The sequence below is a fragment of the Kribbella sp. HUAS MG21 genome, assembly GCF_040254265.1.
In the GTDB taxonomy this organism is placed as follows: domain Bacteria; phylum Actinomycetota; class Actinomycetes; order Propionibacteriales; family Kribbellaceae; genus Kribbella.
Genome location: NZ_CP158165.1, coordinates 7,497,902 through 7,512,416 on the forward strand (window position 1 = coordinate 7,497,902; position 14,515 = coordinate 7,512,416).

14 protein-coding genes and 1 riboswitch are annotated in these 14,515 nt (G+C 70.1%); of the genes, 3 read left to right on the top strand and 11 right to left on the bottom strand.

Annotation, left to right across the window (positions count from 1 at the left end; all coding sequences use genetic code 11):
- Positions 1-30: 30 nt before the first annotated feature.
- A riboswitch (cobalamin riboswitch) is annotated at positions 31-159 on the bottom strand.
- The 3 genes from ABN611_RS36250 to ABN611_RS36260 all read right to left on the bottom strand — a co-directional run bounded on the left by ABN611_RS36250 (position 146) and on the right by ABN611_RS36260 (position 2,705).
- Positions 146-1,114, bottom strand: coding sequence for a DUF3500 domain-containing protein (locus tag ABN611_RS36250; RefSeq protein ID WP_350276813.1), 969 nt, complete (start codon positions 1,112-1,114; stop codon positions 146-148). (Overlaps the previous riboswitch by 14 nt.)
- A complete protein-coding gene (locus ABN611_RS36255; protein WP_350276814.1) occupies positions 1,105-1,785 on the bottom strand; it encodes a phosphoglycerate mutase family protein in 681 nt (226 codons plus the stop codon). The genes ABN611_RS36250 and ABN611_RS36255 overlap by 10 nt, the downstream gene beginning before the upstream one ends.
- A complete protein-coding gene (locus ABN611_RS36260) occupies positions 1,776-2,705 on the bottom strand; it encodes a cobalamin biosynthesis protein (protein WP_350276815.1) in 930 nt (309 codons plus the stop codon). The genes ABN611_RS36255 and ABN611_RS36260 overlap by 10 nt, the downstream gene beginning before the upstream one ends.
- Before the next feature lie 43 nt (positions 2,706-2,748).
- Between ABN611_RS36260 and ABN611_RS36265 the strand changes: the two genes are divergently transcribed.
- The 3 genes from ABN611_RS36265 to ABN611_RS36275 are packed head-to-tail and all read left to right on the top strand — an operon-like array spanning position 2,749 to position 5,500.
- Positions 2,749-3,576 (top strand): serine hydrolase, encoded by an 828-nt coding sequence (locus tag ABN611_RS36265; protein ID WP_350276816.1) that lies wholly within the window; start codon positions 2,749-2,751, stop codon positions 3,574-3,576.
- A complete protein-coding gene (locus tag ABN611_RS36270) occupies positions 3,573-4,637 on the top strand; it encodes a dipeptide epimerase (RefSeq protein WP_350276817.1) in 1,065 nt (354 codons plus the stop codon). The genes ABN611_RS36265 and ABN611_RS36270 overlap by 4 nt, the downstream gene beginning before the upstream one ends.
- Positions 4,634-5,500 (top strand): NlpC/P60 family protein, encoded by an 867-nt coding sequence (locus ABN611_RS36275; RefSeq protein ID WP_350276818.1) that lies wholly within the window; start codon positions 4,634-4,636, stop codon positions 5,498-5,500. Before ABN611_RS36270 ends, ABN611_RS36275 begins: the two co-directional genes overlap by 4 nt.
- An 80-nt stretch (positions 5,501-5,580) precedes the next feature.
- Here the strand turns inward: ABN611_RS36275 and ABN611_RS36280 are convergent, their stop codons facing one another.
- The 8 genes from ABN611_RS36280 to ABN611_RS36315 form a co-directional block, all read right to left on the bottom strand.
- A complete protein-coding gene (locus ABN611_RS36280; protein WP_350276819.1) occupies positions 5,581-6,654 on the bottom strand; it encodes a TerC family protein in 1,074 nt (357 codons plus the stop codon).
- 288 nt (positions 6,655-6,942) lie between these two features.
- A complete protein-coding gene (locus ABN611_RS36285; protein WP_350276820.1) occupies positions 6,943-7,290 on the bottom strand; it encodes an MmcQ/YjbR family DNA-binding protein in 348 nt (115 codons plus the stop codon).
- A gap of 1 nt (position 7,291) precedes the next feature.
- Positions 7,292-8,068, bottom strand: a complete 777-nt coding sequence (locus ABN611_RS36290; protein ID WP_350276821.1) for an amidohydrolase family protein — start codon at positions 8,066-8,068, stop codon at positions 7,292-7,294.
- A gap of 107 nt (positions 8,069-8,175) precedes the next feature.
- A complete protein-coding gene (uvrB, locus tag ABN611_RS36295) occupies positions 8,176-10,281 on the bottom strand; it encodes an excinuclease ABC subunit UvrB (protein WP_350276822.1) in 2,106 nt (701 codons plus the stop codon).
- Positions 10,282-10,348: 67 nt separating this feature from the next.
- Positions 10,349-11,236 (bottom strand): hypothetical protein, encoded by an 888-nt coding sequence (locus tag ABN611_RS36300; protein WP_350276823.1) that lies wholly within the window; start codon positions 11,234-11,236, stop codon positions 10,349-10,351.
- A 66-nt stretch (positions 11,237-11,302) separates the two neighbouring features.
- Complete coding sequence (locus tag ABN611_RS36305; RefSeq protein ID WP_350276824.1) at positions 11,303-12,220, bottom strand: hypothetical protein; 918 nt, start codon at positions 12,218-12,220, stop codon at positions 11,303-11,305.
- Positions 12,217-13,335 (bottom strand): PT domain-containing protein, encoded by a 1,119-nt coding sequence (locus ABN611_RS36310; RefSeq protein WP_350276825.1) that lies wholly within the window; start codon positions 13,333-13,335, stop codon positions 12,217-12,219. The genes ABN611_RS36305 and ABN611_RS36310 overlap by 4 nt, the downstream gene beginning before the upstream one ends.
- Positions 13,332-14,456, bottom strand: a complete 1,125-nt coding sequence (locus ABN611_RS36315) for a PrsW family glutamic-type intramembrane protease (protein ID WP_350276826.1) — start codon at positions 14,454-14,456, stop codon at positions 13,332-13,334. Before ABN611_RS36315 ends, ABN611_RS36310 begins: the two co-directional genes overlap by 4 nt.
- Between the last annotated feature and the right edge of the window lie 59 nt (positions 14,457-14,515).

Here is a 14,515-nt window from a genome sequence, read left to right on the forward strand (position 1 = left end):
GCACAGTCCTTCCCGGGGTGTCCACGCCCCGACCGGAGGTACGACGGCGGCAGTTCCTGACTCCCCCTGCACGGGGTCACAGTGGCGGGACCGTCCCGGACTCACACCGGGTTCCTGCTGATGCCGTCGATTGACGGGCCTGACTCTAGCGGTGCATGGCGTAGTGCGCCGCGAGCAGGTCGGTGCCCCAGTCGTTGCGGACGTCACGCCAGACCGAGTGGATGTGGTTGGCGTTGTCCTGCGTGTTGTCGTACTCGGCCAGGAAGGTCGGGCCGGCGATCGAGTAGTAGTGGCGATGGCCGCGGCCGGGGGTGGTTTCGCCGGCCCAGGCGAAGGTCAGGCGTTCGATGCCCTGGGCGGTGATGTCCTGCCAGGTCTGCAGGCCGATCGGGCCGGCGGCGCGGCCGACGTACTGGCCGACCAGCAGGCTGAGGAGCTGGCGCTGGTCCTCGGTCATGTCGCCGTACGCCAGGCCGCGGTGCAGCAGCGACGCGTCGGCGACCGGGTCGTGGCGGGTCAGGATGTCGTCGGGAGCCTCGGGCGAGACGAGCGCCACCTCCAGCTGGCCGGGCTCCAGGGCGTGCAGGAGCTGGAAGCCCAGGTCCTGCTCGGCCGCGAGGAACCGCCGTCCGGTCTCCGGTCCGCTCAGTACTTCGGCCGGGTTGGAGCCGATGAACTGCGGGGTGAACGCGATCGCGCCGTCCACCACCGTCACGTGGATCGCGAGGTGGTGCCCGTTCAGCCGCCACGCCCACGGCTCCGTCCCGGACGGGTCGCCGAGCACGCGCAGGAAGTACCGGCCGCCGAGCACCGAGCCCTCCCAGTCGCCGGACTCCGGCAGCGCCGGGATCCCGCGCAGGATCACCTCCGCGTCCAGCACCGCCCAGGAGTCCGCCGCGCCACGTTCGCTGCAGCCGAGCTCGACCAGGCGCTTCGCCAGCACCTGCTGCGCGGGCGTCAGCTCGGACAGCGGCAAGCCGGGCCGGTCCCCCGGCAGGTACGTCCACTCCTTGTGGTCCGGGGTGTCGAACGGTGCTCTGATCCTGCTGAGCTGCGCGGGCGACAGGCTCGCCAGCAGGTCGAGTACGGCCTCCCGCGTCTGCGCTACAACCATGCCGATCGCTCCCGTTCCGTCGGTTCGTAGGGTGTCCACTGCTCGAACGGCCGATCCAGCTTGTACCGGAAATCGGGTTGCCGCAGCAGCACGCGTGTTTCCGCGTTGCCCGGGTTCCGCAGCGACTCGAAGAACCGCACCGACCAGTGGAACCATCGCATGCAGAACAGCCGCATGGTCAGCCCGTGCGACACCAGCAGCACGTTGCGCGGCGCGTTCGGCTTCTCGAAGTCGCGGTGCATCGTCTCCAGGAACGTCGACACCCGGTCGTACACATCCGACCCCGACTCGCCGTGCGTGAACCGGTAGAAGAAGTGCCCGAACGAGTCGCGGAGCTGCTCCTGCCGCTCGATGTCCTCGGTGTCCTGCAGGTTCGCCCAGTCCTGCTCGCGCAGCCGCGGCTCCTCGCGCGCCAGGCCGATCAGGTCGTCCAGCCCGAGCGAGTCCAGCGTCTGCCGCGCCCGCAGGTACGGCGACACGTACACGCGCACCGGCTCGTTCTCGAACAGCTCCCGCAGCTCCCGCCCCGCCTTGGCCGCCTGCTCGTGGCCGTGCGGTGTCAGCGGGACGGCGTGGTCCGGAGTGCGCTCGTAGATCGTCTTGTCCAGATTCGCCTCGGACTCCCCGTGCCGGATCAGCGCGATCCGCAACGGGCGGTGACTCAACCCCATCGCTGCCCCTTCCTGAGCAGGGCGATGCCCGCCGCGACCCCCGCCGCCGCGATGCCGACCCGCTTGGCGAGTTCCGCCGTACGGCGAACGTCGGCGACGGCCGGCGCCGGACCGTCGCCCAGCGTGCCGCGGTCCTCCTGGTAGCTGCCGTAGCTGTTCGTCCCGCCCAGCGTCAGCCCGAGCGCACCCGCGAACGCGGCCTCGACCGGTCCGGCGTTCGGGCTCGGGTGCTTGCCGGCGTCCCGCCGCCAGACCGCCCCGGCGTCGGCCGGTCGCCCGGCCGCGAGCCCGGTCAGCGCCGCGCACACCCTGGCGGGCAGCAGGTTGAGTACGTCGTCCAGGCGCGCCGCCGCCCACCCGAAGTTCTCGTACTTCGGCGACCGGTAGCCGACCATCGCGTCGAGCGTGTTCGCCGCGCGGTACCCGAGCAGGCCCGGGATGCCGAGCACACCACCCCAGAGCAGCGGCGCGACGCAGGCGTCGGAGGTGTTCTCGGCGATCGACTCCACGGTCGCGCGGGCCAGCTCGTCGGCCTCCAGGTACGTCGCCTCGCGGGCGCACAGGTGGCTGAGCCGATCCCGCGCGGCCGGGATGTCCTTGTCCTCCAGCAGCGCGGCCATGGCCTCGGCCTCCCGCTCGAGGCTGCGGGCGCCGAGGACAGTCCAGGTGGCCGCCGCAGTGGCTGCGGTGTGGACGATCGGATGCCTTCGGGTCAGCCGCTCGATCGCAAGGCCCAGAACCGTTGTGGATCCGACGAGCACGGCCGCGTAAGCGGCACCGTGAGGACGCGAGTCGGCGTACACATGCTTCTCGACGCGGGCCGCCGTACGGCCGAAGCCGGCCACCGGGTGGAAGCGTCGCGGATCGCCGAAGACACGGTCGGCAGCGAAGCCGAGAAGGATGCCGAGAGCCCGGGACACCCTGGGAAGTCTGCCAGGTCCTGCGTTGTGATTGGGTGACCGCATGGGAATCGCGGAGCTGCTTCGGCGGGTCGACGGGAGCGGGGAGTTCGGGGTCTGGCTGGGCCGGTTGGACGGCACGCCGGTGTTCGTGCACGAGGCGGAGCGGCCGCACTACTCGGCGAGCACGATGAAGCTGCCGGTGGCGATGGCGATGATGCGCAAGGTCGAGGCCGGTGAGCTCGAGCTCTTCCAGCCGGTGCTCGTGCACAACGACTTCGCGTCCGCGGCCGGCGGCCGGTTCGGGGTGAACCCGGACGAGGACGAGGCGCCGAAGACCTGGCAGCAGCTGGGCAAGAAGGTGCCGCTCACCTGGCTGGCGACGGAGATGATCGCCCGGTCCAGCAACCTGGCGACGAACCTGGTGCTCGAACAGGTCGGGGTCGCGGCCGCCAACGCCGCCCTGGTCGAGGCGACGCTGCCCAGCTCGCCCGCACCGGCCTCCCAGGTCCGGCGCGGTATCGACGACGTCCCGGCGGCGCGCGCCGGGATCAGCAACCTGATGAGCCCGGCCGGGATGGCCGGCGTGCTCGTTGCGGTCGGCAACCGGAAGGACGACGCCGGCGAGTACCTGCGCGAACTGCTGGCCGGCAACCAGTGGAACGGCGAGATCCCCGCGCTGCTGCCGAAACGGACCCGCGTCGAGCACAAGAACGGCTGGGACACCCGGATCCGGCACGACGGCGGCATCGTCTACCCGAAGGACGCCGAGCCGTTCGTGCTGGTCGTGTGTACGACGTCGGAGCTGCCGGACACCGAGGCGCAACAGCTCATCGCGGCGATCGCGCTCGAGGCGTGGAACCACCGGCACAACCTGGAGGCGGTGCGGTGAAGCTCACCACGCATCTGGTTTCGGCGCCGCTGCACACCCCGTTCGTCACCGCGCTGCGTACGGCGACCCACGTCGAGTCGCTGCTCGTCGAGATCAGCGACGGCGAGCTCAGCGGCTGGGGTGAGGCGCCGCAGGTGTGGAAGGTCACCGGCGACTCGCTCGCCGGTTCCCAGGCCTGCATCGAAGGGCCGATCGCGACCGCGCTCGACGGACTCGGTCCGGACGACCTCACCGAGGCGCTGCGCCGCGTGCAGGGCGCGGCGGTCGGGAACTTCGGCGCGAAGGACGCGGTCGACGTGGCGCTGCACGACCTCGCGGCCCGCCGGCGCGGGCAGCCGATGCACGGCTTCCTCGGCTCGACGGTCGACGTCGTGCGCACCGACATGACGCTGTCGGTCGGCGACGCGGACACCCTCGCCGAGGCCGGCAAGGCGCGGGTCGCGGACGGCTTCGACGTCCTCAAGATCAAGGTCGGCACGGACGCGACCGGTGACATCGAGCGGGTCCGCCGGGTCCGCGACGCGATCGGCCCCGAGCCGCGGCTCCGGCTGGACGCCAATCAGGGCTGGACCCGGCGCGAGGCGGTCACCGTGATCCGCGCGCTGGAGGACGCCGGGTGCGCGATCGAGCTCGTCGAGCAGCCGGTTGCCGCGGCCGACCTGGACGGCATGGCGTGGGTGACCGACCGCGTCGGCACGCCGATCCTCGCCGACGAGTCCGTGTACGGCGTCCGCGACCTGGTGGACGTGATCCGCCGCGGCGCGGCCGACCTGGTCAACGTGAAGCTGGCCAAGTGCGGCGGGCTGGCACCGGCGCGGACCCTCCTCGAACTGGCCCGCGAGCACGGCCTCGGCGCGATCGTCGGCTGCATGATGGAGGGCCCGGTCGGCGTCGGCGCGGCGGCCGCGCTGGTGTCGGCGTACCCGACGACGACGGTCAACGACCTCGACGCCGCCTGGTGGCTGCGCGAGCCGCCGGTGACCGGCGGGATCCGGTACGACGGCGCGCTGATCCACCTGCCTTCTGCTCCCGGACTCGGCGTGACAGGGTTGAGGTCATGAAGTTAGCCGCCACCAAGGTCCCGGTCAGCACGGTCTGGACCGCGCCGGACGCGCCGCGTGACATCGACGCCCCGGCCATCTCCGCACAACCGGACGTCGCCGCCTGGGCCAAGTCGATGGACACCGAAACCCGGCTCGGGCTGCACGGCCGGACACTGACCCAGCTGCTGTTCGCCGAGCCCGTGCTGGTCCGCTCGGAGCGCGACGGCTGGTCGGAGATCGTCGCGCCGTGGCAGCCGTCGTCGCAGGACGCCCTCGGATACCCGGGCTGGGTCCCGTCGAGCCACCTCGGCGAACTCCCGCAGAGCGCGTCGGACCCGGTCGCCATCGCCGCACCGACGGCTTCGCTACTGGCCGAGCCCGGCGGCCGGCCGCTGGCCGAGCTGTCGTTCGCGACGGTGCTGGCGTCGGACGAGCACGCCGACGGGTACACGCGGGTCGCCACCCCTGACGGTGGCTCCGGCTGGCTGCAGGACGCCGTACTGCGGTCTGTGTCGGAGCCGTCGGAGCCGGAGGACCGGTTGCGGCTTGGCGAGCTGTTCCTCGGGCTCGAGTACCTGTGGGGCGGTACGTCGGCGTACGGGCTGGACTGCTCGGGGCTGATCCACACCGTCAGCCGGGTCCTCGGGCTGCGTACGCCGCGGGACGCGCACGACCAGGCGGACACCCTGCCGAACATCCCGATCGACGAGGCGCGGCCCGGCGACCTGTACTTCTTCGCCCGCGAGGGCAAGCGGGTGCACCACGTCGGCTTCGTCTCCGCCGCGGGGATGCTGCACGCCTCCGAGACCGGCAAGCGGCTGGAGAACGAGGCCCTGACCGACGATCGCCGAGCGACGCTGGTGACCGCCGCCCGCTTCTGACGCCGCCCGCTTCTGGCATTGCCGCAGACGTACGTCGCCCCCGGATCGCGTCGGCGATCCGGGGGCGACGTCGGTCTGAGTCAGCTCTTGTGCTGCACCTGGTCCTGGACCGGCTCGTCCTGGACCGGTCCGTCCTCCGAACGCTCGTCCGGCGTCGCGGAGCCCACCGCCGCCGACGTCTCGGCCTGCAGCTTGCGGGACTTCACCAGGCTGGCGACCGTGGTGATGCCGAGCGTGATGATGATGAAGCCGAGCGAGAACCAGATCGGGATCTCCGGGGCCCACTCGATGTGGTGGCCGCCGTTGATGAACGGCAGCTCGTTCACGTGCATCGCGTGCAGGACCAGCTTCACGCCGATGAACGCGAGCACGACCGACAGGCCGAGCGACAGGTAGATCAGGCGGCGGAGCAGGTCGCCGAGCAGGAAGTACAGCTGCCGCAGACCCATCAGCGCGAAGACGTTCGCGGTGAAGACCAGGAACGGCTCCTGGGTCAGGCCGTAGATCGCCGGGATCGAGTCGAGCGCGAACAGCAGGTCCGTGGTGCCGAGCGCAATGATCACGATCAGCATCGGCGTGACCATCCGCTTGCCGTTCTGCACGACGGTGAGCTTCACGCCGTTGTACTCGTGCGTCGCGTTCAGCCGGCGCTTCGCGAACCGGATGACCGCGTTCTCCTTGAAGTCCTCGTCGTCGTTCTCACCCTGCTTCGCCAGGTGGATCGCGGTGTAGACCAGGAACGCGCCGAACAGGTAGAAGACCCAGGAGAACTGGTTGATCGCCGCGGCGCCGACCGCGATGAAGATGCCGCGGAACACCAGCGCCAGGATGATGCCGATCAGCAGCGCGGTCTGCTGGTACTGCCTCGGCACGCCGAACCTGGACATGATGATCAGGAAGATGAACAGGTTGTCGACGCTCAGGCTGTACTCGGTGAGCCAGCCGGCGAAGAACTCGCCCGCGTACTGACCTCCGGAGAACCACCAGACCCCGAGGCCGAAGATCACCGCGAGGCCGACGTAGAAGGCGATCGCGGTGGCCGATTCTCGGGTGCTCGGCTCGTGCGGCCGGCGGCCGATGACGAAGACGTCGAACGCCAGCAGCGCGAGCAGCAGGCCGACGGTGATGTACCAGACGTAGTCAGCTACGTGCACAAGTATCCTCCGGAGCTCAGACCGAGACAGCTAACTCCGAAGGTCTCTTCCGCATCACCCTGAGTGACGAGTGACGCCGGAGGCACCGGGTCAGGCACTGGGTCCCGACCGTGATGACGATGCCGCCGCGAAAGGAATACTCCCCTTCTCCGGACCTATTCTGACGGTTCGGCGTCCAAGTCTCCAAATCCGGTGCCCGCTGTCCGCCTGTCGAAATCATCACAGGCAGGTGAGGGAATAGTTGCGAACCGTGTTTGGTTGAAGCCGTCTATCAAACCGCCCCGGAGCTCACCCGGGACGCTGGCTCCTGGGCAGTTTCGCGACGATCGTCTCGTACGACGCGTCGATCAGCTCGAGCACCTCGTCGTCCGGCACGGCTCCCCCGAACCGCACCGTGTTCCACCCCGACCGCCCGATGTACGCCATCTTGCTGACGTCGTCCGGGTAGGTGTCGACCAGCTCGTCCGCTTCCTCCCGGTTCGCCCCGCACTTGAGCCCGACGCTGCCGGCCCCGAGGAACGCGAAGATCTTCGGCCCCACCTTCGCCACCACGTCCCCCTCCCACGGCTCGTCCTGCCAGGCGCCGGGCTTGGCCAGGCAGTACTCGAGGATGTCGGAGGCGCTCAGTCGTGCCATGTCACACGTCCAACCCGAACAGTTTGACCGCGTTGTCGTGGGCAATCGCCCGTTGCTCGTCGGCCGTGAAGCCGAGGGTGTCCAGGGCGGCCAGTGCCGACCCGATCCCGCCGAGCGGATAGTCGGACCCGAGGAGCAGGCGGTCCACCCCGACCCGGCGGATGCTCCAGGCGAACTGCTCCCGGAACGGCGAGTCGGCGTACAGCGCGCCGCTGAACGACAGGTCGACCCAGATGTTGCGGCTCCACAGGTCCGGGAACTTCGTCAGTACGTCGTACACCATCAGCTCGGCGAACCGCTGGCCGAGCGCGTGGGCGATGATGATCTGCGCGTCCGGAACGCCCATCGAGAGCTTGACGAACTTGCCTGGCTGGAAGGGGTCGACCGGCGAGTAGCCGTCGAACAGCACCGGTACGCCGTGCGTGGCGATTCGCTGCACCACGGCGGCGACCCGCTCGTCGCCGAGATCGAACGCCTGCGTGTTCGGGTGCAGCTTGAAGCCCTTCGCGCCGGCCTCGGCGACGCGGTCGATCTCCGCGAGGGCGGCGTCGCCGTCGTGCGGGTGCACCGAGCACAGCGGCAGCCAGCGCTCGTCTTCCCGGTGCAGCTGCAGCACCAGGTCGTTCAGCCGACGGGTCTCCTCCGGCCGCCCTTCCGGCGCCATCACCAGCGCCGCGGCGTTCCGAACGTCCAGCCCACCCGCCTGCGTCAGGTAGTCCCCCGCCCGATGCGCCCCGAACCCCCGCATCGCCGCGTCCTGCCCAAGCTGCAGGTGCACATGCGTATCCACAATCGGCCCGCCATAAACCACCACCGCCGTACCGTAAACCGCCCCCCGGGCCAGGACCAGAGATCGTCCCGCCCCTGATCCGGCCCCTCGCCCGGCTACTTGGCGCCGGCGTTGGTCATTTGGCGGAGTTCCTTTTTCAGTTCGGAGATTTCGTCGCGGAAGCGGGCGGCGACCTCGAACTGGAGTTCGGCGGCGGCGTTGTGCATCTGGTCGGTGAGTTGCTGGATCAGGTCCGCCAGGTCGGACGACGGCAGGCCGCCGGCCAGCTCCTTCGCCTTCTCCCCCGCCTTGGCCTTCCCGCCGCCCGGCACCGGCGCCTTGCCGCGGGACTGCGTGCGGCCGGAGCCGAGCAGCTCGGCGGTGTCGGCGTCCTCGCGGGCGAGCATGTCGGTGATGTCGGCGATCTTCTTCCGCAGCGGCTGCGGGTCGACCCCGTGCTCTTCGTTGTAGGCGATCTGCTTCGCCCGGCGCCGGTTGGTCTCGTCGATCGCCTGCTCCATCGACGGCGTGATCTTGTCGGCGTACATGAACACCTGACCGGACACGTTCCGCGCGGCGCGGCCGATGGTCTGGATCAGCGACCGGCCCGACCGCAGGAAGCCTTCCTTGTCCGCGTCCAGGATCGCGACCAGCGACACCTCCGGCAGGTCCAGGCCCTCGCGGAGCAGGTTGATGCCGACCAGGACGTCGAACTCGCCCATCCGCAGCTCGCGCAGCAGCTCGACGCGCCGCAGCGTGTCCACCTCGCTGTGCAGGTACCTGGTCCGGATGCCCATCTCGAGCAGGTAGTCGGTCAGGTCCTCTGACATCTTCTTGGTCAGCGTGGTGACCAGCACCCGCTCGTCGCGCTCGACCCGGGCCCGGATCTCGTGGATCAGGTCGTCGATCTGGCCCTTGGTCGGCTTCACGATCACCTCGGGGTCGACCAGGCCGGTCGGCCGGATGATCTGCTCGACGTACCCGTCGGACTTGTCCTGCTCGTACTGCCCCGGGGTCGCGGACAGGTACACCGTCTGGCCGATCCGCTCCAGGAACTCCTCCCAGCGCAGTGGCCGGTTGTCCATCGCGGACGGCAGCCGGAACCCGTGCTCGACCAGGGTCCGCTTCCGGGACATGTCGCCCTCGTACATCCCGCCGATCTGCGGCACCGTGACGTGCGACTCGTCGATGACCAGCACGAAGTCCTCGGGGAAGTAGTCCAGCAGGCAGTGCGGCGCCGAGCCCGGCTCGCGGCCGTCGGTGTGCCGCGAGTAGTTCTCGATGCCGGAGCAGGTCCCGATCTGGCGCATCATCTCGATGTCGTACGTCGTCCGCATCCGGAGCCGCTGCGCCTCCAGCAGCTGCCCATTGCGCTCGAGCTCCGCCAGCCGCTCCTCCAGCTCGGCCTCGATCGAGGTGATCGCGCGCTCCATCTTCTCCGGCGCGGTCACGTAGTGCGTCGCGGCGCCGATGTAGAGCTCGTCCTCCTCGCTCAGCACCTCGCCGGTGAGCGGGTGCAGCGTCATCAGCCGCTCGATCTCGTCGCCGAAGAACTCCACCCGGACGGCGAGCTCCTGGTACACCGGGAAGACCTCGAGCGTGTCGCCGCGGACCCGGAACGTGCCGCGGGTGCCGGCCAGGTCGTTGCGCGCGTACTGCACCCCGACGAGCTTGCGGAGCAGGCCGTCGCGGTCCATCTCGGTGCCGACCTTCACGTGGATCATCCGGTTCAGGTACTCGTCGGCGGAGCCCAGGCCGTAGATGCAGGACACGGTCGCGACCACGATCACGTCGCGGCGGGTGAGCAGCGACCAGGTCGCCGAGTGCCGCAGCCGCTCGACCTCCTCGTTGATCGAGGAGTCCTTCTCGATGTAGGTGTCCGTCTGCGGGACGTACGCCTCCGGCTGGTAGTAGTCGTAGTACGACACGAAGTACTCGACGGCGTTGGCCGGGAAGAACTGGCGCAGCTCGTTCGCGAACTGGGCGGCGAGCGTCTTGTTCGGCTGCAGGATCAGCATCGGGCGCTGGATTCGCTCGGCCAGCCAGGCGACGGTCGCGGTCTTCCCGGTCCCGGTCGCGCCGAGCAGCACGACGTCCTGCTCGCCGGCGTTGATCCGCCGCTCCAGGTCCGCGATCGCGGCGGGCTGGTCACCCGCCGGCTCGAAGTCCGACACCACCTTCAGCGGGGCGACCATCCGCTGGAGTTCCGACACCTGTCTCATGCCCTCCACCGTACGGCCGCCCGCCGACAGTTTCTAAAAATCCCAGGTCAGAGCCCAGATCGGGCCCTCAGAAGCTCTTGATCACGCTGTTGTTCATGTAGATCAGCTCGTTCACGCGGCGGGCGTAGACCCGGACCTCGAGACCCGCGTCGGTGGCCGTCACCCGGTCGAACTGGTCCTGGTAGGCGGTCACGAAGCCCTGGAACGGGATCCGGGTGCCGTTCTTCGCGACCCAGATCCCGGTGTAGGTGAGCGCGTAGCAGGCCTTGATCTTCGGGTTCGCCGGCCGGCACACGGTGCCCTGGCCGATCCGCACACCCTCCATCCCGTTCGACTCGACGTCGACCAGGTGCTCCGCGAAGCCCTTGGCGTCGTACAGCTCGGTCTGGCGGACCCAGTAGTACCCGTCGATCAGCCCGCGGGCGTTGAACTGCTGGAGGATGTAGTTCTTCCCGGCCTTGGTCTTGTCCCAGTCCGGCAGCCAGCCCTTGGACGGCGTGAACCAGATCCCGTAGCCGACCTCGACGCCGACGTCGTTCGGGCCCTTGGCGTCGTCCGGGGTCGGCGTCGGCGACGGCGTGTACATGGTGCCGATCGGCTCCGGCGTCTGCGGGCCGTCCCCGCCCGCCACCGGCGTGTCGTCCTTGCCGTTCACCAGCAGTACGACGCCGACCGCGACCAGCAGGACCGCGACGATCGCGGCGGCCATGATGATCCACGGCGTCCGGTTCGGCTTCGGCGGGTGGCTCGGCCGCATCGGGCCGGGACCCCAGCCACCACCCGGCCCGCCACCACCCGGCCCGCGACCGCCTGGCACGCCGCCGCCGGCACCGCCCGGACCGCCCTGCGGGCCCTGCGGACCGTGGGGGGCGTGCGGCGCCTGCTGCCCGGTGCCCCAACCGCCGGGAGCGGGTGCCGGCGGCGGGCCCGGCGGTGGACCGTACTGCTGACTCATAGTTCTTCCTCGCGGTAGTTCTGGGGATGCTGCACTGCCCACAGGGCTTCAGTCACACGGCTTCGGTCACAGGCTGTCGATCACGGACTTCTTCATCACCGCGGCGTCCGCCTCGGCCTTCTGGGCGAAGTCGGCCCGGGTCCGGAAGTCCAGCGCGGTGACCACGCCGTCCTTGCGCCGGTACGCCTCGACGGAGCCCTTCACCTTCACCTCCGTGCCGTCGGCGTGCTTGTAGGAGGACGTGTAGTCGAGTGCGACGCACTCCACCAAGACGTCCTTCGGGCACGGCAGGTTCCGTACGTTGCCGAGCTGGGCGATCTCCTCCTCGGTCTCGCCCTCGACGATCCCGAGCACGTACGCGTTCGCGGTGACGTCCTGCTTCTGGCGCACCCACAAGAACGCCCGCGCGTCCTCGGTCTTGTTCGGCGGGTAGATCGCGACCTGCTTGCCGCGCTTCTCCTTGGTGACCTCGACCCAGCCCTGGACGGGGACGATCGAGACCCCGAACCCGACCGGGAGCGCGTTCGGCGGCGGCTGGTACGACGACTTCGGCGCGGTCGGCGTACTGACCGGCGTACTGGGCGTCGTCGGGCCGGCCTTCTCGTCGCCGCCGGACAGCGCCACCAGGACGACGGCCACGATCGCGACCACGAGCAGGCCGGCGCCGATCGGGATCAGCAGCGGCGGGATCGCGAGCTTCTTCTTCGGCGGCGGCGGCCGGCGCAGCGACGGCGGCCCGACCTTGTCACCCCAGGCCGACGACGTCTCCGTCGCCGGCCCACCGCCAGGCCCCGGCCCGCCGCCGGGGCCGCTGCCCCCGCCCGGGCCGGCCTGGCCGCCCCACGGTGACGGGGGCGGCTGGACCTCGAGGTTCCAGGGCGACGGCGGGAGCTGCTCCTCCGGCTCGACGTCGTCGTCGGCGTCCGGCCCGGGCTGGTTGACCCAGGGGTTGCCGCCCGCGCCCTTGTCTCGCTTTCCGCTCACTGACTCTTGACCACCGACCGCAGCATCGCCGTGGAGTCCGCGTCGACGCTGGCGAGCTTGTCGCGGCGCCCGTACACGCGAATCGCGGTCAGTACGCCGTCGTTGCGCTCGATCACCGCGACGAACCCGACCACGGACATACTGCCGCTCTGGGTCGTCGCGACCGCGCTGTAGCTCTGCGTCATCACGACCTTGACCGGGGTCTTGTCGTCCGGCCCCGGCCGGGTCTCCTTCGGCTGGTTGGACTTGACCCCGGACAGGCCCTTGGTCTCCGCCTTCAGCAGCTGCGGCAGCAGGGTCGCGGCCGTCGTACCGCCGCCCTTGGCGGCCTGCACCATGAAGTAGGCCTCGCCCTGCTTGAGCAGGTAGACGCCCTTGAAGTCCTTGAGGCTCTTGCGGATGTAGCCGGGCTGGGGCTTCACGTAGATGCCCTCGGCGACCTGGATGCCCTCGTCGCCGTTGCTGGGCTCCCCGGTGGGCTCCTCGCTCGGCGACGTGGTCGGCGAACCGGTCGGCTCCTCCGTCGGCTCGCCCGTCGGTTCCCCGGTCGGCTGTTCCGTCGGCTGGGAGGTCGGCTCGGACGTCGGGGCCGGGTTCGGGTTGGCGGTCTCGTCGTCGCCGCCGCGGAAGATCAGCGCCAGTACGACGCCGATGATCGCGACCGCGGCGAACGCGCCACCCGCGATCAGCAGGGTCTTGCTGCTGCCACCGCCCTTGCGCGGCGGCTGCTGGTTGTACCCGCCGTACTGCTGCTGGCCGCCGTACTGCTGCTGACCGGGGAAGCCCTGCTGCTGACCCGGGTACCCCTGCTGCTGTTGCTGCTGGTACTGCGGCTGCTGACCGGGGAAGCCCTGCGGAGGCTGGCCCTGCGGTGGCTGGCCCTGCGACGGGTAGGGCGGCTGCTGGCCGCCGTAGCCCGGCTGCTGGGGCGGCTGCTGCCCATACCCCGGCTGCTGCCCGTAACCAGGCTGCTGACCCGGCTGCCCCGGCTGCGCGTGCTGCCCAGGCTGGCCCTGCTGCCCGGGCTGGCCCGGCTGTTGTCCGTGCTGCCCCGGCTGTCCGCCGTACGGCTGCTGTCCGCCCTGACCACCGTACGGCGGCTGCTGGTTGCTCATGCCCGCGTCTCCCCAGTCGTCGCGCCGGTCGTCGTCGCTGATACCCCACGTGCGGACTTCGGCACCGAACGGACCGAGTTACCGCAGGCGGAGCAGAAGTCGGAGTGCGGCAGGAGCGGCATCTCGCAGCGCGAGCAGAACGCCAGGTCCCCGGACGCGTGGTTGGAACCACCACGCGCGGCCGACTCCAGCGCCGCCTCGAGCAGACCCTTGTGCAAGACCGTCCGGACCCGGATGATCAGCGCGCCGAGCAGTAACAGGCCCCAGACCACGCCGAGGATCGAGCCGATCGTCGAGCCGTGCCCGCCGACGAACGCCAGCAGGTACACACCGCCGTGGAACAGCGCGTTCACCGCCATCGCCTGGAGCAGAGCGCCCACCCAGCGCGGCGTGAACCCGTCGTACCCCTCACCGAGGCCGGAGAACTCCGCACCCGCGAGACCGGTCGCCGAGCCGTAGATCAGCGGCTTGATGAAGCCGTGCAGTACGACGATCGAGATCCACGTCCCGGCGCTGCTGCCCGGTCCGGCGAAGCCGCCGCTGATCCAGCCCCAGTGCAGCACCAGGGTCTCGAAGCACGCGAAGCCGACGCCGGCCACGACGCCGAAGGTGAAGCCGTCCATCAGGTCGTCGTACCGCGGCCGCGACGCGAGGTAGAGCGGGCCGACCTGGCGGATCAGCTCGGACACCACGGGCACCAGCAACAGCAGGATCAGCAGGTCCCGCAACGACGGCCCGGCGCTGTTACTGCCGATCGTGTCGATGGAGAGCGCGAGCTGGTCGGACCAGAGCCAGGTGAACACCGCGGCGAGTACGCCGGTCAGCACGAAGGCTGCGGCGACCACCGGGATCGGCTCGTCCTCCCAGAGGTTCACGTCGTACAAGTAGATGATGTAGACGATCGGGATCGCGAACGCCGCGATCATGATCGCCACCGGCAGCGCGCCGAGCGCGGCCGTCACCACGGTCAGCAGCAGGGCGATGCCCAGCGCGACCTTGTAGGTGTACGGCTGCTGGCCGGAGCCCTGCGGCATGATTGTCGAGACCAGCTTGAACGACGCCACCGGCTCGTCCGGCCTCGCGGCGTACGCGTTCTTCCGCTCCGCGTCCCCGGTGCGCACGTCGCTGCCACAGTGATGACAGAAGTGCGACACCTCGGGGACGTCAGAGCTGCAGCGCG